The 20,788-nt window shown below is 35.7% G+C and carries 21 protein-coding genes and 1 other RNA gene; 4 read left to right on the plus strand and 18 right to left on the minus strand.

From position 1 onward, the window contains the following. Positions 1-58: 58 nt before the first annotated feature. Positions 59-868 carry a Cof-type HAD-IIB family hydrolase gene (locus tag HMPREF3106_RS06205; RefSeq protein ID WP_070445082.1) on the minus strand — a complete coding sequence of 270 codons (810 nt, stop codon included), beginning with the start codon at positions 866-868 and terminating at the stop codon, positions 59-61. 44 nt (positions 869-912) lie between these two features. After that, the gene (locus tag HMPREF3106_RS06210; RefSeq protein WP_070445086.1) at positions 913-2,058 is read right to left on the minus strand and encodes a dipeptidyl aminopeptidase; all 1,146 of its coding nucleotides are present in this window, start codon (positions 2,056-2,058) and stop codon (positions 913-915) included. A 94-nt stretch (positions 2,059-2,152) separates the two neighbouring features. Between HMPREF3106_RS06210 and HMPREF3106_RS06215 the strand changes: the two genes are divergently transcribed. Then, positions 2,153-2,467, plus strand: coding sequence for a winged helix-turn-helix transcriptional regulator (locus tag HMPREF3106_RS06215; RefSeq protein ID WP_005605402.1), 315 nt, complete (start codon positions 2,153-2,155; stop codon positions 2,465-2,467). 57 nt (positions 2,468-2,524) lie between these two features. Here HMPREF3106_RS06215 and HMPREF3106_RS06220 read toward each other — a convergent pair whose 3' ends face one another. From HMPREF3106_RS06220 to mnmA, 14 genes are all read right to left on the minus strand, one after another. Beyond that, on the minus strand, positions 2,525-3,607 hold the full coding sequence (locus HMPREF3106_RS06220; RefSeq protein WP_070445089.1) for a 3D domain-containing protein: 1,083 nt from the start codon (positions 3,605-3,607) through the stop codon (positions 2,525-2,527). Between the two features lie 114 nt (positions 3,608-3,721). Then, positions 3,722-4,207: a nucleoside 2-deoxyribosyltransferase gene (locus HMPREF3106_RS06225; RefSeq protein ID WP_070436770.1), complete on the minus strand. Its 486-nt coding sequence runs from the start codon at positions 4,205-4,207 to the stop codon at positions 3,722-3,724. 83 nt (positions 4,208-4,290) lie between these two features. After that, positions 4,291-5,916 (minus strand): ABC-F family ATP-binding cassette domain-containing protein, encoded by a 1,626-nt coding sequence (locus HMPREF3106_RS06230; protein ID WP_070436768.1) that lies wholly within the window; start codon positions 5,914-5,916, stop codon positions 4,291-4,293. 117 nt (positions 5,917-6,033) lie between these two features. After that, positions 6,034-6,315, minus strand: coding sequence for a helix-turn-helix domain-containing protein (locus tag HMPREF3106_RS06235; RefSeq protein ID WP_070436766.1), 282 nt, complete (start codon positions 6,313-6,315; stop codon positions 6,034-6,036). Continuing rightward, positions 6,263-6,523 carry a hypothetical protein gene (locus tag HMPREF3106_RS06240; RefSeq protein ID WP_049555538.1) on the minus strand — a complete coding sequence of 87 codons (261 nt, stop codon included), beginning with the start codon at positions 6,521-6,523 and terminating at the stop codon, positions 6,263-6,265. The genes HMPREF3106_RS06235 and HMPREF3106_RS06240 overlap by 53 nt, the downstream gene beginning before the upstream one ends. Positions 6,524-6,629: 106 nt before the next feature. Beyond that, positions 6,630-8,261 (minus strand): Na/Pi cotransporter family protein, encoded by a 1,632-nt coding sequence (locus HMPREF3106_RS06245; RefSeq protein WP_070445092.1) that lies wholly within the window; start codon positions 8,259-8,261, stop codon positions 6,630-6,632. A 76-nt stretch (positions 8,262-8,337) separates the two neighbouring features. After that, positions 8,338-9,555, minus strand: coding sequence for a DUF438 domain-containing protein (locus tag HMPREF3106_RS06250; protein ID WP_070445095.1), 1,218 nt, complete (start codon positions 9,553-9,555; stop codon positions 8,338-8,340). After that, complete coding sequence (locus HMPREF3106_RS06255) at positions 9,556-9,789, minus strand: DUF1858 domain-containing protein (RefSeq protein WP_005605389.1); 234 nt, start codon at positions 9,787-9,789, stop codon at positions 9,556-9,558. Positions 9,790-9,799: 10 nt separating this feature from the next. Continuing rightward, on the minus strand, positions 9,800-10,807 hold the full coding sequence (locus HMPREF3106_RS06260) for a CPBP family intramembrane glutamic endopeptidase (RefSeq protein ID WP_083281617.1): 1,008 nt from the start codon (positions 10,805-10,807) through the stop codon (positions 9,800-9,802). Continuing rightward, positions 10,785-12,161 (minus strand): MATE family efflux transporter, encoded by a 1,377-nt coding sequence (locus tag HMPREF3106_RS06265; RefSeq protein ID WP_070445102.1) that lies wholly within the window; start codon positions 12,159-12,161, stop codon positions 10,785-10,787. Before HMPREF3106_RS06265 ends, HMPREF3106_RS06260 begins: the two co-directional genes overlap by 23 nt. Continuing rightward, positions 12,161-12,892, minus strand: coding sequence for an HAD family hydrolase (locus HMPREF3106_RS06270; RefSeq protein ID WP_070445105.1), 732 nt, complete (start codon positions 12,890-12,892; stop codon positions 12,161-12,163). The genes HMPREF3106_RS06265 and HMPREF3106_RS06270 overlap by 1 nt, the downstream gene beginning before the upstream one ends. Then, the gene (locus tag HMPREF3106_RS06275) at positions 12,892-13,332 is read right to left on the minus strand and encodes an ACT domain-containing protein (RefSeq protein ID WP_039848764.1); all 441 of its coding nucleotides are present in this window, start codon (positions 13,330-13,332) and stop codon (positions 12,892-12,894) included. The genes HMPREF3106_RS06270 and HMPREF3106_RS06275 overlap by 1 nt, the downstream gene beginning before the upstream one ends. 101 nt (positions 13,333-13,433) lie before the next feature. Further along, complete coding sequence (locus HMPREF3106_RS06280; protein WP_070445108.1) at positions 13,434-15,836, minus strand: SF1B family DNA helicase RecD2; 2,403 nt, start codon at positions 15,834-15,836, stop codon at positions 13,434-13,436. A 24-nt stretch (positions 15,837-15,860) separates the two neighbouring features. Next, complete coding sequence (gene mnmA / locus HMPREF3106_RS06285; protein WP_070445111.1) at positions 15,861-16,985, minus strand: tRNA 2-thiouridine(34) synthase MnmA; 1,125 nt, start codon at positions 16,983-16,985, stop codon at positions 15,861-15,863. Between the two features lie 217 nt (positions 16,986-17,202). Between mnmA and HMPREF3106_RS06290 the strand changes: the two genes are divergently transcribed. Beyond that, on the plus strand, positions 17,203-17,439 hold the full coding sequence (locus tag HMPREF3106_RS06290; protein ID WP_005605381.1) for a helix-turn-helix domain-containing protein: 237 nt from the start codon (positions 17,203-17,205) through the stop codon (positions 17,437-17,439). A 73-nt stretch (positions 17,440-17,512) separates the two neighbouring features. On the opposite strand, the gene HMPREF3106_RS06295 is transcribed toward HMPREF3106_RS06290, so the two are convergent. Both HMPREF3106_RS06295 and HMPREF3106_RS06300 read right to left on the minus strand, forming a co-directional pair. Further along, positions 17,513-17,860, minus strand: coding sequence for a cysteine desulfurase (locus HMPREF3106_RS06295; protein WP_005605379.1), 348 nt, complete (start codon positions 17,858-17,860; stop codon positions 17,513-17,515). Positions 17,861-17,933: 73 nt separating this feature from the next. Beyond that, positions 17,934-19,040 carry a cysteine desulfurase family protein gene (locus tag HMPREF3106_RS06300; RefSeq protein WP_070445114.1) on the minus strand — a complete coding sequence of 369 codons (1,107 nt, stop codon included), beginning with the start codon at positions 19,038-19,040 and terminating at the stop codon, positions 17,934-17,936. 139 nt (positions 19,041-19,179) lie between these two features. Between HMPREF3106_RS06300 and HMPREF3106_RS06305 the strand changes: the two genes are divergently transcribed. Next, a complete protein-coding gene (locus HMPREF3106_RS06305) occupies positions 19,180-20,451 on the plus strand; it encodes a replication-associated recombination protein A (protein ID WP_070445117.1) in 1,272 nt (423 codons plus the stop codon). Between the two features lie 69 nt (positions 20,452-20,520). Next, positions 20,521-20,710: non-coding RNA, 6S RNA (gene ssrS, locus HMPREF3106_RS06310), on the plus strand. Positions 20,711-20,788 lie beyond the last annotated feature (78 nt).

Consider the following 20,788-nt stretch of genomic DNA (forward strand, 5'->3'; position numbering starts at 1 on the left):
TTTTTTAGTGTCTACTTTAGAGGGAGCATATCAATGTTACATTTTGCTTTTTTGCTCTTTACTGAATTAACTTGTCAATCGCCTTAATAACGCCATTGTTCTCGTTAGTATCTGTTACGATATCTGCAATAGCTTTTACTTCTTCGCTAGCATTTCCCATTGCAATCGCAAGTCCTGCATATTCTAACATTTCGATGTCATTTGCTGCGTCCCCAATAGCTGCGATTTCGCTTGGTTGAATGTTTAGGTTTTGAGCTAATTTTTCTAAACCAAAAGCTTTGTTCACACCTTTTGCTAGAACTTCTACTAAATACTTTTGACTACGAACCACATAAAATTCGTCTCTCCACTCTTCTGGAATAACCATTTCAAACTCATTAAGTTGTTCTTCATCTCCCATTAGTAGAATTTTATAGAAATCAGTGTTTAAAGACTCTTCGGTTGGAATTCTTTTCAGCTTGCCACTCACAAGTTTTACATCAAACTCCATCCATTCTGTTGGATCCTCATCGAATGAATAATAGTAATCAACACCAGCCCCCATAACGCTAACTCCGTGTTTCTTGCCTAGTTCAATCCATTTTTGAATTGCAGCAGAATCAACAAAGGCATCCATCACGCGTTTACCGGTTTGACTCTCATAAATGTCCGCACCATTTTGGCTAATAATATAGTGGTTTTCTTCTAAATAGCCTAAGTCTTTTAAATAAGGACGAATTCCACTCTCAGGGCGTCCAGTACAAAGAACTAATAAAGTATCCGTTCCTTTTTTATGGAAATTTTTGAAGTATTTTTTTGTTTCTTCTAGTATTTCTTTTTTACTGTTTAATAATGTGCCATCCATGTCGATAGCTACTAGCTTAATCATAGAAATCCTCCTAGTTCTAAGTTGCTAATATCTATTTTATCAAATTAACAACCATTTAACCATTCAAAAATGACATCGTTTGTGACAAAGGATGCTCCATTCTGACAGTGAAGCTCACTAAAGTATTTTTCTTTATCAAATACAACTAATCTCTTTTCTTTTATACTGAGTGATTGGTAGTATTCGATCCCTAATGACGAATCATAATAGTTATCTTTTTTTGAAACACAAATTAACACTGGATTTTTCACCGGAAGCTCTTCAAATTTCCTACAATAACGAATAAGTTCATTTAAGGAGCTCTTTCCAAACACCCATTTTGCGTTTTCTATTTGCCAATTTAAGAATGGAACTTTCTTGATATAGAAAGAAACAATTTTCTCAATTGCTACTGGGAATCCAGTTTCAAGATAACGATGAAGGAATTTTGGAATATTCGTTTTAAAGGAATCTAGTAAGGACGGAAAATAATTATACAATACTACTTTGTCTAATACTTGTGGATTTAAATTAGAAGTACGAGCCATAAGTAAACCACCTAAAGATAATCCAATTCCAATTTTAGGAGATACAATTTCATCCTTGTAAGCATCTACTACCTGAGAAACAACCGTATCCCAGTTGGGTATAAAAGCTTTATGTTGATAGCGTATGACATGGGATTGCCCTGGTCCTTCAAAAAGGATACAATTATATCCTTCGTCTAAAGCTGCTTTAACATTTGTGAAATAAAGTTCCTCCAACAATCCATCAAAACCACTACAAATTAGTAAAGTCCCTTTACAATTTTTTGTTGTTCTAAATGATAAAGTACGTAAAGTCACTTCTTTAAATTGTATGTTTTTCATTTGATACGGAATTCGTAAAAGGTCTAACCCACGATAAAAGTATTCAACGGAATTGTTATAGACTTCTAACTTCCTAGAGTCAGTTGGATGTAAGAAAAATTCAGCAGCTTGATAATAACGACTAGCTCTTAAAAAAGCCTTTCCTTTAGAGATGTCACTTATATAAAATCTACTTGTTAATAAATCCCCAACCTCCTTCCACTCAGTATACCAAGACTCATAGTCTCTTTCTTTAATCCTTTCTGCAGTAGTAGAAACCTCAGCAAAATCACTTCCCCCATATGGGCAGTACCACATTAAGCGTCTCGTCTCAAAATCAAATTCAAACGTCTTAAAAAACATTTTTATCCTCCTTAATAGTCTAAATACATGTTAATATGTATAATTATAAAGAATAATTATACAATTAATAGAAGTTACTTTGAGGTGCCTGCATATGGAAAATGAAACATATTTACGAAAATTAGCTCTCCCATTGTTAGGAAAATGGAGTGTCTTTATCTTATTAACTCTCGAAAAAGAAGAAATGTACTTTGCGCAAATTGAAAGAACACTCGGTTCCATTTCTCGTAAAGTCCTTACCCAATCTTTAAATGATTTAATCGAAATCAACATTCTATACAAACGTGGTAAGGCCAGTACTGGTCATAAAACCTATTATGGATTGACGCCTTTAGGAAAAAGGCTACTTCCCCTGATTCATCAAATTAAAGAATGGATTCGTGAAAATAAAGACGAATTAGAAAATTAAATCATAAAAGAATATTAATAACAAAAAAACACTCTTGGTCTCAAGAGTGTTTTTTCGTTATTTTAAGATTTTAATTGTAACTGTTCTTCTTCCCCATTGATTGGCTTGATCGACAGAAACGAAATGAAGGTCAATTTTATTTCCCTTTATCGCACTACCAGTATCCCCAGCAATTGCAACGCCATAACCAGGAACCTCAATCAAACTTCCTAAAGGAATGACACTTGAATCCACTGCAATGACGGTTGGATTTGAGCGCAAATCAATTCCTGTTGCTGTATAGTATCCTAAACCCGGTTCATTATATGAATATCCAGTTGCGACTACTTGTAGTGTTCTTCCGCTAGATTGTGAGGAACTTGAACTGTTTGAGGTAGTCGTAGGCGTCTCAGTCGTAGTAGGAGCTGCTTGAGTCGTCGACGTTGAAGGCTCAGCGGCTACTGGTTTAGCAGCTGTCGTATCCTGACTAGAAGTAGATGGCGCCACCTGATTCGTTTGTTTAGAATCACTCGTTAAAGCAGCAATTGTAGGTGAAAAAGCTACTTTTGCTTCTTTCTTTTCCTTTTCCATCTTCTCAAATGTCGCTTTATTGTCAGCTATCAACTGCTTAAGTCCTTCAATTGAGCTTTGGTAGGATTGACTTTCAGAAGTTAATTTTTCTTTCTTGGTTTCTAAATCACTTTGTGCCTGAGAAGCTTCAGTTTTCAAACGATTCAACTCATTCACTTGATCTGCCAAGTTCTTCAATACTTCTTCATCGGATTGGAAGAACTGTTGAAATACAAATAAACGATTTAGAAAATCTGAAATACTTTCTGAATTTAATAAGTGAAGGATACTGTAAGTTGCTAAATCTGAAATTTGCATCAATTGCAATCTTTTACTAGCAACCACTTTTCGTTCTTCCACTTTCGCTTCTTGAGTTTTCACTTTTTCCGCAAGGGTTTCTTGCTCTTTATGAAGCGATTCAATCTGTTGGTTTAAACTTTCAATTTCTTGATACTTTGTATTCACTTTTTGTAGTTCTGACGATAATTGAGCTTCTAATTTTTGCACATCCGTTTCTTCTGCAAACACAGAAGGAGCTAAAGGTCCTGCAACTAAAAAGAATGCTGTTGTTGTCAAAAATAGTTTTTTCATCTTTTTCAAAAGCGATATTCACCACACTTTCTCCAACATACTCCTTATTTTACAAGAGGAACATATGGAGAACGTATCAGTTATATTACAAAGTTGTAACAAAAGTTTACAGTTTTATGATTCCTTAAGATAGGCTTTTAGAGCTTCTAATAATTCATCGCTGCTGGAAACAATCTCTCCTCTAAGTTTTACCAAGCCTACTGTATATAAATTTACATAGCTAAATTGTGATTCAGCTACCTCTTGCAAGGCAGCTATTTTTTGAGAATTATCTGCTCCTTGTTGACGACTGTCTGTGTATAATCCAAGAATTGGCATGTCTGCATGGTACGCTACCCCAATTTCACTTGCTACACCAACATCAATAACCGCTCCATCTAATACCGCAATCATTAAATCAGAATCTAATAACGCATCTGTGTCATATTGGGCAATCATTGTTGAGTCTGCATACGAGCTCTTATCATTAATCGCCATTTGTTCTTGTGGCAAATACACCTCTACTCCTGGAAATTGATTGCGAATCTTTTCTACGAGTACTTTGTTAAAGGCTAATTCCATTTCCGAGAATAATGGACTTGCAAAATAAATTTTTGTCATTTGAATACCTCCTCTAATAACTTTATCCTACACTAAAAACACCAAAAAGACCAGAAGACATTTCACTCTTCTGGTCTAGTCCATTAATTATATAAAGCATCTACTCGTGCTTGAACTGCCTCATCTTCAAGGAACTCATCATAAGTAGAGCCAAGACGGTCCACAATGCCTTTTGGTCCAATTTCGATAATACGGTTTGCTGTTGTTTGAATGAACTCGTGGTCATGACTTGAGAATAGTAATGAACCTTTGAACGCGATTAAACCATCATTCAATGCTGTGATTGATTCTAAGTCTAAGTGGTTTGTTGGATCATCTAAGATTAACACGTTTGCTTTAGAAAGCATTAATTTAGATAACATACAACGCACTTTTTCTCCCCCTGAAAGAACCGTTACTTGTTTCATAACATCGTCTCCAGAGAATAACATACGACCTAAGAAGCTACGTAAGAAGGTGTTATCTTGCTCTTCCACTGGCGCGTATTGACGTAACCACTCTAAGATGTTTAATTTTTCGTTTGAGAACTCATCTGTCATATCTTTTGGTAAGTATGCTTGACTAGTTGTAACACCCCACTTGAATGTACCACTGTCTGCTTCCATTTCGCCTGTTAAAATCTTGAATAATGTGGTGATCGCAATATCTGAACGGCTTAAGAAAGCAACTTTATCATCTTTAGATAATTGGAAGCTTACGTTTTCGAAAATCACTTCGCCATCAATTGTTTTTGATAAACCTTCGACTAATAATAAGTCATTCCCAATTTCACGCGCAGGTGAAAATCCAACGAATGGATATTTACGGCTTGAAGGTTGAATATCATCCAATGTAATTTTATCCAACATTTTCTTACGAGAAGTCGCTTGTTTTGATTTAGAAGCATTCGCAGAGAAACGAGCGATGAATTCTTGTAATTCTTTGATTTTTTCTTCTTTTTTCGCGTTTTGGTCTGCTAATAATTTCGCAGCTAATTGGCTTGAATGTAACCAGAAATCATAGTTACCAACGAACAATTTAATCTTACCAAAGTCAACGTCCGCCATATGCGTGCATACTTTGTTTAAGAAGTGACGGTCATGAGAAACAACGATGACTGTGTTATCAAAGTTGATTAAGAACTCTTCTAACCATGAGATTGATTTTGCATCCAAACCGTTTGTAGGTTCGTCTAATAAAAGAACGTCTGGTTTACCGAATAACGCTTGTGCAAGTAACACTTTAACCTTGTCTGCTTCGACTAATTCGCTCATTAGTTTGTAGTGTTGATCTTCAGTGATTCCTAAGCCTTGTAATAATTGAGAGGCATCACTTTCAGCTTCCCAACCGTTTAATTCAGCAAATTCCCCTTCAAGTTCAGCGGCGCGAATACCATCTTCATCAGAAAAGTCTTCTTTCATGTAGATAGCGTCTTTCTCTTTCATAATGTCATATAAATGTTTATGCCCCATGATTACAGTATCGATTACACGTTCATCTTCGAATGCGAAGTGGTCTTGTTTTAAGACCGTTAAACGTTCATGTGGATCTAGAATCACTTCACCAGTTGTTGGTTGTAATTCTCCAGATAGGATTTTTAAGAAAGTTGATTTTCCGGCACCATTCGCACCAATAACCCCATAACAGTTTCCTGGTGTAAAAGTGATGTTTACATCATCAAACAATTTACGGTCTGAAAATAATAGACTTACGTTTTGTACTTTTAGCATTTCGTTCTCCTTTGTTTTTGAATTCGATTCATTCTATCATACTCTCACTCTTTTTTAAACCTTTGTACTAACTACGACACAAAAATAAGCTAGTCTGCTGTAGACTAGCTCACTTGCTTACTTTGTGAATTTTAATTCGACCTTGTACCCATTCTTTGCAGCTAACTCAATAATCGTCGACAGTCTTGAATTACTCTTCCCGTTTTCAAGAATGGAGACTTTATTTTGCATTAGTTCATTCGCTTTGGCGTATTTTCTCTGAGAAAGTCCCGTTTCCAATCGCAGCTCAACTAACTGCAAGGCAATCTTTTGCTTCGAATACTCCTTATTAAAATCCTCTACAAATTCAGGATAAGTAGACTCTAACTCTGTGTATAACTTCTTTTGGTATTGGCCCATTTGGTACACCTTCCTTATAGTTTCTGGATACTTCGAAAACTAAAGTATCACGATTATCCTTAACCTCTCCCCATTTTTCCCAGACGGATGGCGTAATCCCTTCCTCTTCAACAATGGTCAGTATCGCAAGTATTTTTACTAACTCATCATAAGGAAAATCTTTAATCTGCTCGTATGTCGATTCTCCAATTTCATATGTTTCCCCCATAAACATCCCTCCTAATCTCATTATACTTTATAAGAGTGATACCGTATACGGTATCACTACACTTTTACAAAAAAATCCGTAGACAAAATGCCTACGGATAATTTAATTATTCAGTTACAATAACCGGACGTTTTAAACGTTCCACAGTTTCAGCAATGTTTCTGAAATGATCACTCACACGTTCTAAGTTACTGAGTAAATCCATAACAAAGATTCCAGATTCCGCTGAAGCAATTCCTTTATTCATACGTTTCATATACTTGTCACGTACCTCAATTTTTAATTTATCAATGTCACGTTCAATTTGTATTGCTTGTTGGACTTTCTCTTGATCCCCTGTAGATAATGCATCAATGGATAACGCAAAACCTCTTTTAATAAGCTCATAGATTCCGTCTAATTCTTTAACGGTATCTTCATCAAGAAAAATTTCACGTTCGATAATCGATTTTGCAAAGTCCGCAATATTTTCTGCATGATCCCCGATACGTTCAATATCATTTGCAGTACTAAATAATTCATCAATCGTTTGCTGGTCTTTAGCAGAAACTTTTTGTTGAGAAATTTCCACTAAATACTTAACAATCGCTTTTTCATAAGCGTTGATATTTTTCTCGTTCTCAAGCGCCTTTTTAACAAGCTTTTTATCTCTGTTACGAGCTGCGCCTACTGCATTATCAAGAGCTTGAATCGTTTCTTGAGCCATTGCAGCAAATTCATACATGGTATTTTCTAAGGCGATTGAAGGAGTAACCAAAATGCGTTTATCAAGATAACGCGTAATGCTTTCTTCTTCATCTTCCCCATCTGGAATAATCATTTGGATTAATTTCACTAGAAGATTTGTGAACGGGAATAAGATAATCACGTTTACGATATTAAAAATCGTATGCGCATTGGCAATTTGTCGAGCCACATTCCCTGGATCAATGCTTTCAACGACATTCACAAGAATGTTACTTAAGAAAAGCATGAAGTAAATTGTACCAATGATATTAATCATTAAGTGGAATAAAGCTACTTGTTTTCCTCGGCGAGAAGTACCCAAACTACTAATTAATGCGGTCGTACATGTTCCAATGTTATCACCAAAGATAATGAAAATAGCAGTTGTAATTGGAAGCACACCTTGACTAGCAAGAGCAATTAAAATCCCAATCGTTGCTGAAGAACTTTGCAACACAAATGTCATTAAAAGACCGATTCCTACACCCACGAATGGATTGCTACCATATTGAAGAATCCAGTTTGTAAATTCAGGTAATTCTTTTAGAGGTTCTAGTGAGTTACTTAATGTACTCATCCCGATAAATAGAATCCCAAAACCTATAAAGATTTCACTCGCTTCTTTTACTTTTGGATTTTTCGTTAGCATGTTGGCTACTAAACCAGCAGCAATGACGATTGGTGCCCATTGTGACAAGTTAAAGGAAACCATTTGTCCTGTAATGGTCGTCCCAATATTGGCCCCGAAGACAACTCCAACCGCTTGAGCTAGTGTCATAAGACCAGCGTTTACGAAACCAACAACCATTACTGTCGTTGCTGAAGAACTTTGAATAATCGTAGTTACAAACATCCCTACTAATACGGACATCAAACGATTTTTTGTCAATCTACGAATGATTCCTTTCAATCCTTCACCTGCAACTTTTTGCAATCCGTCGCCCATCAATTGCATCCCGTATAAGAATAAACTGAGTCCTGCAATTGCGCCTAGAATCATCTGCGTGTACATAAAATTGTAACTCCTTTAAAGTATAACGTTTAGGTATAAATTCATTTTCAGAAAGATTGTAACACATCAATTCTAATTACGAAAGTGTTCTCTTTATATCCGTTTTTTCAAAATGCTCAACAAGAGGTTTAATATCTTGAACATATTCAAGACATCCCATATACTTCCCTTCTTCATCCCAAACGGCATGATAGGTCACATGAACCATTTTATCTTCTGTTTTAAACCACATTTCTTCTTTTTCTTTCTGTTTTGATTTTAATTGTTCAAAAATTGTTTGGACCGTTTCATGGACACGAGGCGGGTGGCATAGAATAACATCTCTTCCAATTGCACTTGGAGTTCTCTTGAAGATTTTTTCTTCGCCATTTCCCTCATTATAGTACTTGACTATATTTTGAGCGTCTACAAAAGATAATTCCATCGGTAATAAATTTAAAATTAAATTCAATTCTTTTAACGAAAGCGAACCGGTAGATAAAGGAATATCTCCCTCTGATTCAACTTGTGTTTCCTCTTTTACTGGGGAAAATGATTTCTTAACAGCCCATTCTTTTTCAGGTTTAACGATACAGTATCCATATTCAGGTGATTGAGAAGCTATTGTCTCCCAATCGTCTACATGAAATACTTGCTCTACCATGGGGATTAAGATATTTTCTTCTTTTTGAATCATCTCTAACATTTCGTCACGGGCTATTTGAAATTCTTCCAAAGTGGATTCTTTACCATCGTTCAAAGCTTTTTTGAAATCACGGTACAAATCTCTTATTTGGTCGTGAACTCCCCACATCACTTTTGGAGGAGCTGTAATTCCCTTTTTTTCCATTATCGGAAACATCGCATATTCTTTACGTTGATAATGATTTTCAAACTGATCCAGCAAAGAAATTTGTCTTCTTAATCCTTTTTCAATTGTAGAATCCTTTGTTTCGAGATAATTGACTAAGAGGCGCTCCACTCTATCTAAAGCCCCTCTAATAGCCAAATTCTCCATTTTCATCACATGAACTGGATGTCCTGGTTGTTCAAAATCAGCTACTGATGTTTGTGTATTCACTTTAGAACCCATCAAATTGGCGTGAACATTACATAAACTCATGATTTCAGCAAAAGTAATACCTTCACTCATTAAGTTTCTTTCCATCAATTGAATCTCGTATGGAGAAATCTCGTCAAACACTTCATTGAACTCTTCTTGAATAACTTCTTTATCCTCACCCGCGTGAAGTCTGAGCATTAGATTTTTTAGAATTTCTTGACGTTCTTCCATAGTGTAATCTTCTTTAGCCATCTAATCCCTGCTTTCTTTTACGATATATCCATTCGCTTCAAGAGTTTCTACAATGGTAGTCAGTGGAATTTTAGCGATCTTTGACCCTTTTTTTAGACTAGTTATTCTCCCCACTGTTTGTACCATTTGTGGTTGATTTAAGGGGGTAAACCCGATTTCCACTAACAAATCCTTTACTTCTGGGTGTTCCTTTAAAGTAGTAAATACAGTGTCTTCTAAATAGATTGTATTCATTGTAAACCTCCTAGAAACCACGTGGGATAAAGTAAATTCCAACTGAATAGTACAATATCACTAGAATATATAAAACAATCTGCCATTTAGTAAAAGTGATGAACCCAATTCCTTTAAAGGCATGATTCTCACTAATGTAAGCTTTAATCTCTGGTAATTTTGCAAATAAAATATAAATTAATAGAACAAATCCTAGAAGTTCTAAAATCGAATGGAGTGGATGTTTGTCTATCACAATGGCAGGAGAAAGGTAAACATCCACAATAATTGCAAAAATAAAGTTATTAATCATATGAAACGCTACAGCCCATTGGAATCCATACTCAAATGCAATATAGGCTAACAGAATTCCCAAGAAGAATGTAAAAATTTCTTGTGATAAATTTGCATGGAATAAAGAGAAAATCATTGCAGAAAAACCAATCGCAAATATTTTCCCATAGCGTTCCATTCGGTATCCAATAAAACCTCTAAAAATAACTTCTTCAATAAATGGAGCAACAACGCCTAAATAAAGTACAAATACAATACTACTCGTAATTTCTGGAGAAGCATCTCCTAAAAGCGTAGCAGGAATCCCCATTTGTGTAAATAATTTATCGATTCCCATTAGAATCAACTTAGAAACGAAACGAATCCCAAAAATGGAACCAGAGATTAAGAAGAAAGTTCCTACGTTCATTTTCTTAGGAGCAACATGTTCAAAAATCCGTTTAAATGGGAATTTAGTTTTAACGACCCAAGCAATAAGGCCAACAAACGCACCAATGTACAAAAATACAGCTGTAATGGTATAAACAAAGCTAGTATCCATCAGTAAATAATGATATTTTGAATCTAATTGCATTTGTCTTAATACAGATCTTCCTAAAAGGCTAAAGAAGAAAAAGATTATAAAATAGATTAATAGTCTTCTTGCAATTGATAAAATATCTTTCTTGTATTCAGATTTTACATTCTCTTTTGAAGGAGAAGTTTCCTCAATATTAAAATCATCATTTTGTGTTTGATACATCATTTCCACCTCTATTAATTTTATTTTTAATAACAGCTCGTTTTAGACGAAAGACTAAAAACGTGCAATTGGACATTAAGCCCAAAATTAATCCTATCCAATATGAAAATGGACCGAAATTAAAACCATAATGTAAAAGGAAACCAATGGGTAGCCCAATGAGCCAATATCCAATTAAACACAAGATAAACGGCATTTGAACATCCTTATATCCCCTTAGGATTCCTTGTATAGGAGCAGCAATAGCATCAAATAGTTGAAAAAGTAAACTATATGCTAAAAATTGAATAGTAATTTTAATAAACTCCTCTTCACTTCCATAGAAACTTGCTATGGTATTCAAATTTAACGCTAAACATATAAGCGTCACAACTGCAATGATAAAGGAGGTCAAAACCCCTATCTTACTATATTGAACCGCTGATAAAATATTTTTCTGCCCAACTTCAAAGGATACAATAATCGTTAAAGCGGTAGAAATACTAATAGGAAAAGCATAAATCAATGTAGCAAAGTTCATAGCGGCTTGGTGAGCTGCAATAACCGTTGTTCCAAACCCTGCCATTAATAATCCTACAAAACAAAAAATTGCAACTTCTGCAAAAATCGATAATCCAATGGGAAATCCAATTTTAAAAGGTTCCTTCCATAAGGATAAACGGATTCCTTCCCACTTAAAAATGGGATATTCTTTTAATTCTGAGTGCCATTTAAAAACAAAATAAGTAATGAATAATAAGCCCCAATAAGCTAAAGCCGTTCCCAGCCCCGCTCCTGGCCCTCCCATTTCTGGAAAACCAAATTGACCGTAAATCAAAGAATAATTAAAAAATACGTTCAACGGGACCACTAAAACCATCAATAGCATTGAAAGTTTGGTTAACCCTAGGGCATCAACAAATGATCGCATTACGCTAAATAATAGTAAAGGTACTAACCCAAGAGATAACCAAGATAAGTACTCAAACGCAATCATTTCTACTGACAACTCTAAATTCATGATTCCTAAAGTGGGCTTCAAAAATATCCAGCCAAAAAGAAATAATAGAAAAGCTAGAAATATTCCAATCAGTAAATATTGACGCATGACTTCTATAATTTTCTCTTTTTTCTTTTGCCCTAAATATTGACCAACAATTGGAACTAACCCAGAAACTATCCCTGTCAACATCGTAAAGAACGGTGAGTATAGGCTTCCTCCTATCGAAACGCCAGCTAAATGGACCTCATTATAACGTCCCGTCATTACTGTATCGATAAATTGAGCTGAATAATTCGCTAACTGATAAATTAAGACAGGAATCAATATTTTTAGTAAATGCTTTATTTTATGATTTTTTTGAGTAGTAAGTTCCATTAATTCTCCTTTATTAACTCCTCGATGGAATTTACTTTAACGAATGCGGTTTTAAAACAATTCTCATTGTCTTCGTTATTCACAACAGCTACAAAGCCTGCAGTATGACTTGCAAACTCTTCGTCAATAGCAGAATCACCAATATAGATCATTTCATTGAAAGCGACATGATAGTTCTCTGAAATGCTCTTTAATGAATCTATAGCAGGTTTAGAAGGAAATTCATCAGTCGTTCCGATAAAATCAAATAAAGATTCTACCTTCAATACTTCTAATACGGCTTTAGTTGGTAATTTCGAATCATTTGTTACTAAAGCTAACGTAAAACCCAACTCTTTGAATCGTTGAAGAGTCTTTTTAACATTCCCAAGAGCGATAATTTTATCTGGATTGGAAGTAATATATTGATAAAAAAATTGAACCGTAAACTGATAATTCTCCTCAATATCAAACTCTCCAAATTGAGCAATCACTTCCAGCATGTCTCGAACGCTTCCTGATGCAATAACACTATTTTCAATTATTTCAGAGCTGGTAATTCCTAACTTTTCATATAAAGTCCGATTTTCCTCTTTATCTAAACGCATTCCATTTCTCGCTAATAAAGCTTCGATAACTTGTAAAGTAGGCTCCAACCATAAAGCGGAAGTATCTGTAAGCGTACCATCCTTATCAAAAATAAGAACCTTAATCTGATTATGATTTAAATAATCCAAAAATTTCATTGTCATTATTCAATACTTTGGAGCTCAACGGAAATAATATTTTCTAATGAGCTGATTTCCTTCAATACTTCTTCTACACTAACAGTTGCTTCAGAAATATCAATCATAATTTGAACAACCGCTACACTATGAATGGCTAATCCTTGGAATATCGTTAAAATATTCATGTTACGACTCGCAAATACATCTAGCGTTTTCGTTAACGTTCCTCTAATGTTCTTCATATGAATATTGATAGAAGCTTTTCTTCCTGCATTCACAGAGGAGAAACCTTGTACTTTGCGATAATATTTGTAGTACACACTTCTGGAGATGCCAACCATTTTCACTACTTCGGTTACATCTTTTGCTTGTCCAGTAGCAAGTAATTCCTTTGCTTGCAAAACTTTAGAAAAAACCGGTGGCACAGCATCTTCTGATACTAAAAAATGTTTTTGTCTATTCATTTGCTGTCCTTCTTTCATAATCATTTGTATTCATTTTACCTTATATCAAGGACAGATATCAATTGATTCCTGGAAAAACAAAAAAGAAGTCAGAAAAAATTCTAACTTCTTCTCATAAAGTCATATGGAGAAAGATCCTCCATTCCAATCATCGGTGAAATCAAGTCCTCATCGATCATTCTCATATTTAACACGACGTTTTCTTTTGAATGGGACTCCTCTACATTAAATGAATGAGTATCACTGCTATCTTCTACAATTTTTTCTACAAATTCGTCAAAAGCATTTGTACTCAAATCTCTAAGGAATTCTTGTAAAAAAGTTGCTCTTTTAGGGGAAATGGTAGTCGCGCTTTTTTGAAAGGCTCCCGCCTCTCCACATAAAATTAAGTACTGTTGACTTCTAGTAACTGCTGTATATAAAAGATTTCTTTGTAGCATTCTAGAATATTGATTAACCATTGGTAGAATCACCATTTTAAATTCGGAGCCTTGCGCCTTATGAATAGAACAGCAGTAGGCTAAAGTTAATTGTTGCCAATCCGTTCTAGTGTACTCCACCTCAGTTTGGTCAAATAAAACATAAATCTTGTCTACTTGATCTTCATTTTCTTTTGCAAATTGAATTGCTGTAATCTCCCCAATATCTCCGTTATAAACATTTTCCTCAGGTAAATTCACCAATTGGAGAACTTTATCTCCAACACGAAACACTCTATCAAACGATTCCACCTCACGAACACTATTTCCAATTTTCGGATTTAATATTTCTTGCATCATTTGATTAATGGCGTTTATTCCAGAGTCTCCCTTGTACATAGGAGCTAATACTTGAATATCTTTTTTCGTGTAGCCTTTTTTCAAAGCTGCGACCACTACTTGTTCAATAATCGACACTAGGCGCTCCGGAGTACAAGGTAGAAAACTTCTATCTAGCTGTTTTTGGGCAAAATTATTCGGTAAAAACCCATCTTTAATACAGTGAGCTAATTCTACAATAGAAGATTGATTTGTCTGACGATGAATCCGTTTCAACTCCATTGAAGGAATTGATTTTGTTTCAAGTAAATCTGTAAGGACTTGACCAGGTCCAACCGAAGGCAATTGGTTACTATCACCGACTAACAATATCTTCAAACGATCAGGAGAAGCCTTTAATACACGATTCATTAACCACGTATCCACCATTGACATTTCATCAATGATTAAAAACTCACCATTAATCTCTTTATCTTCAAAACTTTCTTCGGGACTATCAATAGCAATTCCCAGCAAACGATGGATTGTTGATGAAGGAAATCCCGTGAGTTCATTCATTCTTTTAGCCGCACGCCCTGTCGGAGCCGCTAAAACCAGAGCATCTTCTACATCTTGAATTTCGTTCAATTGGCAATAGACATCAATCACAGCATTTATAATTGTTGTTTTTCCCGTACCAGGCCCACCTGTTAATACAAATATCGGTTCATGCATAATTTGATGAATGGCTTCTTTTTGGGATTCATCATAAATGATGTCAAATTTTTCTTGAGTCTTTTGAATCGCTTTACAAATGGATTCTTTAGAAAGAGTGTCTTTTTCTTTAGTCACTCTTCTAGAAATTGCATTTCGTATTCCAAGCTCTGCATAATAAAGAGAAGCGATAGCAATTCTACTTTCATCTGAATAAACAACGCCTTCTCGAATTAAATCATTTAAAGCATCTACCAATTTTTCAGGATCAATTAAATAATTCTGACAGGATTCTAACAAACGCTGCGCTTGAGTAATTAAGACTTCACTTGAAATATAAGTATCGCCTGTCTGGTAGCAGAAGTCTCTAGTAACAATAAATAAGGCACCTTTTAATCTTGATGCATCATCAGGATCAATTCCCATTGATTGAGCAATACTATCCATCCGCCTAAATCCAAGACCTTCAATTTTTTGTAACAATAGATAAGGATCTTCGTCTAAAATCTGTTTAGCTTTATCTTTAAACATTCCGATAATTTTTTGCGCGATAGAAGGAGTAAAACCTAAATTCGTTAACTCAAACATCAATTTTTCCGTGCCTTGATTTTGAGTAATAACTTCACGAATCATTTCCTTTTTCTTTTTCGTTAATCCTGTAATTCCATCCAGAGCATTGCCGTCATTTAAAATGCGTTCGAGGGCATCTTCTCCTAATTTTTCGACGATTTTCTCGGCAGTTTTCTCCCCAATTCCTGGAAAATGAGCGCTTGAAAAATATTGAATGAGACCTCTTTTTCCAGTAGGTTGTGTTTGTTGATAGTTATCTGCTTGGAATTGTTCTCCATATTTTGGATGAGAGACAATTTTTCCATTAAAACGATAGGAGATATCCGAATGAATTTGGCCGAAAATACCTGTAACAACAATCTCGTCATCTACTGATACACAGTTTGACTCAATCACACGGACTAACAAAACTTTGTAAAAATTTTGTGCATTCTCAAAAAATGTTGTCAGTACTTCTCCAACAATATAATTAGCCTCGCTCATTGGTTATCTCCTTTCTTTAAAATTTTAAACGTATTGACGTTCTTTTCCTTCCATAAACGCTTTATCAATAATTCCCCCACCAAGGCACTCTTCGCCGTTATAAAATACGACAGCTTGGCCAGGTGTAATCGCACGAACAGGTTCATCAAAAATTACCGTTGCCCGCGTTGGGTCCTTTTCATCTAACACAACTTTCACTTTTGTATCTTGTTGACGGTATCTAAATTTAGCCGTACATTCGAACGTTTTCTCTCTTGTTAAATCGTTCGTAAATTGAATATCTGTTGCTGTTAAGCTATCTGAGTAAAGGTTTGGATGATGGAATCCTTGACCAACATATAAAGTGTTTGTTGATAAGTCTTTCCCGATAACGAACCATGGATCATTCGTCTTACCACCGCCACCGATACCAAGACCTTGGCGTTGTCCAATTGTGTAGTACATCAGTCCAGCGTGGTCGCCTTTTACTTCTCCATCAAGGGTCACCATTTTACCAGGTTTAGCTGGCAAATAGTTTGATAAGAACTCATTGAAGTTACGTTCTCCGATGAAACATACGCCAGTTGAATCTTTCTTCTTAGCAGTCGCAAGATCATACTTTTCAGCAATCTCACGCACTTCTTTTTTCTCTAAGTGTCCAATTGGGAAAATCCCTTTTTCTAATTGCTTTTGGTTCAATTGACTTAAGAAATACGTTTGGTCTTTATTATTGTCCTTTCCTCTTAATAAGTGAACAATTCCGTTTTCGTCTTTTTCCACACGTGCATAGTGACCCATCGCCACATAATCTGCTCCTAATTGCATTGCATAATCTAAAAACGCTTGGAACTTTACTTCTTTATTACACATCACATCTGGGTTTGGTGTACGTCCTAGACGATATTCGCGAAGGAAGTATTCAAATACACGGTCCCAGTACTCTTTCTCAAAATTTACTGAATAATATGGAATACCGATTTGTTCGGCAACCGCAGCGACGTCTTTATAATCTTCTGTCGCAGTACAAACTCCATTTTCGTCCGTATCATCCCAGTTTTTCATAAAAATACCGATGACATCGTATCCAGCCTCTTTTAATAAAAGAGCTGTTACGGAAGAATCCACTCCTCCACTCATGCCAACGACAACCCTAATTTTTTCATTACTCATTTTTTCACCATCATTTCTTTTTATTTCCTGAACTAGTCGATTTGAAGGTCGAGTTGTCAGATTTATCCTTAATTTTAAATTTATTTTTTAATTTTTCAAAAAAATTGCTTGAAAATCATTGAAAATGCGATAGTACTGGGATTTTTGCCCAGTCGTGCTTTTGACAAACGATTTCATTTTCACTATAATTATATTGAGAAAAAGGGGGCGAAGGTGTATGATGATCTCTTTACGAGCAGCACGGGTTAATCGTAATTTAACACTGTTAGAAGCCGCCAAATATCTTAAAATAAACAAAGATACGCTTACGAAGTATGAAAAAGATTCAACCAATCTTCCATATTCTTTAAGCAAGAGAATGCAGGAGCTCTATGAAGTTCCTAGCGAGAATCTTTATTTTGGCGATACCTTAAGCTTCGTAGCACAATTCAAACCGCTACCAGAAGTCGAATAACAGTCCATAGGGTACTCTGCCCGTGCATGATAAATGAGACAGTTCAAATTGAACTGTCTCTCTTTCTTTGTCCTTATTTCGTTGTTACTTCTAGAACTCCACGTTCTACTAAGCCTTCTAAAATGAATTCCAATTTTTCAACAGCCATTGCTGTATTTGATTTTCCATACAAATCTACTGTTTGAAGACCATTCTTAGTAACCGTTGAAATTTTTAATGATTTTTTATCTTTGTCAACCATCACTTTTAATTTTAAGCCACGGTGATCATCAATGGTATTATCTAAACTACGAATTAGTTGAAAATTCCCAGATTTTGTCTCTGTAAAGCCATTATCACGTAATGTGTATCCTTTACATGTTGGACTAACCGAAAATACTTGGTTTGACCCTTTTAATGATGCAGTTGGTGTAAATGCCATATAAGTTTCTCCTCTTTCTTTTTCTACAAAATTAGTTTACCATACTTTACCTTTAAACAAAAGCTCTCTTTTACTAGAAAGCATCCACAAATGCATCAATATCCCCTTTTGTTGACCCCATTCCAAATGAAAGTCTGACAGACTCTTCAAGACGACTCGTTTCATCTGGATACATTGCAGATAATACCGGACTAATTTGCACGCTTCCAGCTGAACAAGCAGATCCAGCAGATACTGAAACATCTTTCAAATCATTAAAGATTAATGTTTGCGTTGCTTTTCTTCCTTTTAGCCACAGGTTACATATATGTGGATTCTTTGGATTAGCTACGCCGTTAAACTCAAATTCAATGCCTCTTTCAGACAACTTCGCGATTAGATACTCACGTAACTCTTGATAATTTTGAACGAGCTCATCTCTTTTCGTCACAACGATTTGCATTGCTTTTTCAAGACCTAAAATATAAGGAACGTTTTCTGTCCCTGCTCTAAACCCTAACTCTTGCCCTCCACCTTTAATTAAAGCATGAATGGGGGCATCTTTGGATTTATATAAGAATCCAATCCCTTTTGGTGCGTAAATTTTATGCCCAGAAGCTGTTAAGTAGTCGATACCATCAACATTAATTTCTTCTTGTGCAAAGGCTTGAACAGCATCTGTATGAAAATAAGTAGGCGTGTCTTTTAAAAGAGCTGCAATTTCTTCGATTGGAAAGCGGGCACCTGTTTCATTATTAACGGTCATAATTGAAACAAGACGAGTATCCTCTCTAAGAGCTTTTTCAACCGCTGACACCTCAACACTTCCCTCTTTATTCGGAGCTAAATACGTCACCTCAAAGCCCTCTTGTGCTAAAAATTCAGCTGATTTACGAACAGAAGGATGCTCTACAGCGGAAACAATAATATGTCCTTTTTCCTTTGCAAAATGCTCCCGAATACTCTCGAATACTAAATTGTTTCCTTCTGAACCTGAACTTGTAAAAATAATGGCATCGTGTGGAGAGGCTTGTAGTTCTTTTAAAATAGCTTTTCTCACACGTTCGATTTTTTGTTTTTGTTCACGACCAATGCGATACACACTAGATGGATTCCCAAAAGATGACATTTCCTTTGTAATCACTTCTAAAACTTCCGGATGAACCGGCGTTGTTGCTGCATAATCTAAATAATTCACCATGCATTCTCCTCACTTTCAAACAATATTATTATAAGGGAAGTCTATTTATTGTCCTAACAAGATGTTTTAATCTTTCCTATTATATCATTCTTTCAACTTATGATACACTTAACTTAAAGAAATTTAAGGAGGAACTGAAATGAACCACCAACCGCTCGCTTACCGCATGCGACCTCGAACGATTGAAGAAGTGATTGGTCAAGAGCATCTTGTCTCTCCTGGAAAAATCATCAATCGTATGGTTGTGGCTAAACAATTATCATCCATGATTTTATACGGACCTCCAGGAACTGGAAAAACTAGTATTGCAAGTGCTATTAGCGGAAGTACGAAAGTATCCTTTAGACAACTAAACGCAGCAACTGATACAAAAAAAGAATTGCAAATCGTTGCCGAAGAAGCAAAGATGTCTGGTAGTGTCATTTTACTACTTGACGAAATTCATCGACTAGATAAAACAAAACAAGACTTCTTATTGCCCCATTTAGAAAACGGACGAATTATTTTAGTGGGAGCAACGACTGAGAATCCATATATTTCGATTAACCCAGCGATTCGCAGTCGTACACAAATTTTCGAACTCAAACCACTCTCTCCTGAAGATATTATAAAGGCTCTCGTCAATGCAATTGAAGATGAAGAACGCGGATTAGGAAAACTCGATTTAAACGTCACTGAAGAAGCTTTGAATCACTTTGCAAGTAGTACCAACGGAGACGTTAGAAGTGCCCTAAACGCGCTTGAACTAGCGGCAAAGTCTACTGAACCTAGTGTAGATGGATTAATACATATCACGATTCAAATCGCAGAAGAATGTATCCAAAGAAAGGCTCTCTCGTATGATAAGGACGGAGACCAACATTACGATGTCATCTCTGCTCTTCAAAAATCCATTCGCGGTTCAGACGTGAATGCAGCCTTGCATTACGCTGCTCGTTTAATGGAAGCTGGAGATCTTACAAGTTTAATGAGACGTCTTTTAGTCATTGCTTACGAAGATATTGGACTAGGAAACCCACAAGGCGTATCCCGTGCTGTTTCTGCTGTTCAAGCCGCTGAACGTCTTGGGTTACCTGAAGCTAGAATTCCTCTTGCAAATGCGATTATCGAACTTGCCCTTTCACCAAAATCAAACACTGCGATTCGTTCTATCGATAGCGCCTTGTCAGATGTCAGAAAAGGTCGTGCAATAAGTATTCCAGACTACTTAAAAGATGCTCATTATTCTGGAGCTCCAAAGTTAGGACGTGGCATTGGATACAAATATCCTCATGACTATCCAGGACATTTTGTAAAACAACAATACTTGCCAGATGCACTTAAAAATGAGGAATATTTCAAAGCTGAACCAACCTCTTCCTACGAGGAAGCCTTGATGAAACAATACCAAAAATATCGTCAAAATAATTAGTGATTTCTTAAGAAATCGGTACCAAAAATTTATTGCATTTCGCCTATTCATGTGCTACTATAATGACATAGAGATCTATGATGTGCGCGGTATTTACTAAGTGTTGACCGAACAATTTACGACTTTTTAGGGATTCAGATTGATGTTACTGATAACAAGCCTTTTCACTTGGTAGTTAGGAAGTAATACATAGAAGCCCACCTGCTTTAGATGCGGGTTCAAACTAACAAATACATCAAACGGCATCGTTGGAAATCTATATAAAGTTATTAACTTTAGGCCACTCTTCATGAGTGGTTTTTCTTGGTTCTATAATTTTTAGGGTTGATGGAATTTT

The organism is Granulicatella sp. HMSC31F03 (assembly GCF_001807725.1).
GTDB lineage: Bacteria > Bacillota > Bacilli > Lactobacillales > Aerococcaceae > Granulicatella > Granulicatella adiacens.

Excerpts from the sequence above, each read along its gene's own strand:
- HMPREF3106_RS06220 (WP_070445089.1), bottom strand. The coding sequence starts at position 3,607 with ATGAAAAAACTATTTTTGACAACAACAGCATTCTTTTTAGTTGCAGGA.
- HMPREF3106_RS06215 (WP_005605402.1), top strand. The coding sequence starts at position 2,153 with ATGGAAAATGAAACATATTTACGAAAATTAGCTCTCCCATTGTTAGGA.
- HMPREF3106_RS06245 (WP_070445092.1), bottom strand. The coding sequence starts at position 8,261 with ATGTACACGCAGATGATTCTAGGCGCAATTGCAGGACTCAGTTTATTC.
- HMPREF3106_RS06240 (WP_049555538.1), bottom strand. The coding sequence starts at position 6,523 with ATGGGGGAAACATATGAAATTGGAGAATCGACATACGAGCAGATTAAA.
- HMPREF3106_RS06265 (WP_070445102.1), bottom strand. The coding sequence starts at position 12,161 with ATGGAACTTACTACTCAAAAAAATCATAAAATAAAGCATTTACTAAAA.
- HMPREF3106_RS06280 (WP_070445108.1), bottom strand. The coding sequence starts at position 15,836 with ATGAGCGAGGCTAATTATATTGTTGGAGAAGTACTGACAACATTTTTT.
- HMPREF3106_RS06210 (WP_070445086.1), bottom strand. The coding sequence starts at position 2,058 with ATGTTTTTTAAGACGTTTGAATTTGATTTTGAGACGAGACGCTTAATG.
- HMPREF3106_RS06300 (WP_070445114.1), bottom strand. The coding sequence starts at position 19,040 with ATGGTGAATTATTTAGATTATGCAGCAACAACGCCGGTTCATCCGGAA.
- HMPREF3106_RS06230 (WP_070436768.1), bottom strand. The coding sequence starts at position 5,916 with ATGCTAAAAGTACAAAACGTAAGTCTATTATTTTCAGACCGTAAATTG.
- HMPREF3106_RS06235 (WP_070436766.1), bottom strand. The coding sequence starts at position 6,315 with ATGGGCCAATACCAAAAGAAGTTATACACAGAGTTAGAGTCTACTTAT.
- HMPREF3106_RS06250 (WP_070445095.1), bottom strand. The coding sequence starts at position 9,555 with ATGGCTAAAGAAGATTACACTATGGAAGAACGTCAAGAAATTCTAAAA.
- HMPREF3106_RS06305 (WP_070445117.1), top strand. The coding sequence starts at position 19,180 with ATGAACCACCAACCGCTCGCTTACCGCATGCGACCTCGAACGATTGAA.
- HMPREF3106_RS06270 (WP_070445105.1), bottom strand. The coding sequence starts at position 12,892 with ATGACAATGAAATTTTTGGATTATTTAAATCATAATCAGATTAAGGTT.
- HMPREF3106_RS06205 (WP_070445082.1), bottom strand. The coding sequence starts at position 868 with ATGATTAAGCTAGTAGCTATCGACATGGATGGCACATTATTAAACAGT.
- HMPREF3106_RS06255 (WP_005605389.1), bottom strand. The coding sequence starts at position 9,789 with ATGAATACAATCTATTTAGAAGACACTGTATTTACTACTTTAAAGGAA.
- HMPREF3106_RS06295 (WP_005605379.1), bottom strand. The coding sequence starts at position 17,860 with ATGGCATTTACACCAACTGCATCATTAAAAGGGTCAAACCAAGTATTT.
- HMPREF3106_RS06260 (WP_083281617.1), bottom strand. The coding sequence starts at position 10,807 with ATGATGTATCAAACACAAAATGATGATTTTAATATTGAGGAAACTTCT.
- HMPREF3106_RS06290 (WP_005605381.1), top strand. The coding sequence starts at position 17,203 with ATGATGATCTCTTTACGAGCAGCACGGGTTAATCGTAATTTAACACTG.
- HMPREF3106_RS06225 (WP_070436770.1), bottom strand. The coding sequence starts at position 4,207 with ATGACAAAAATTTATTTTGCAAGTCCATTATTCTCGGAAATGGAATTA.
- HMPREF3106_RS06275 (WP_039848764.1), bottom strand. The coding sequence starts at position 13,332 with ATGAATAGACAAAAACATTTTTTAGTATCAGAAGATGCTGTGCCACCG.
- mnmA (WP_070445111.1), bottom strand. The coding sequence starts at position 16,985 with ATGAGTAATGAAAAAATTAGGGTTGTCGTTGGCATGAGTGGAGGAGTG.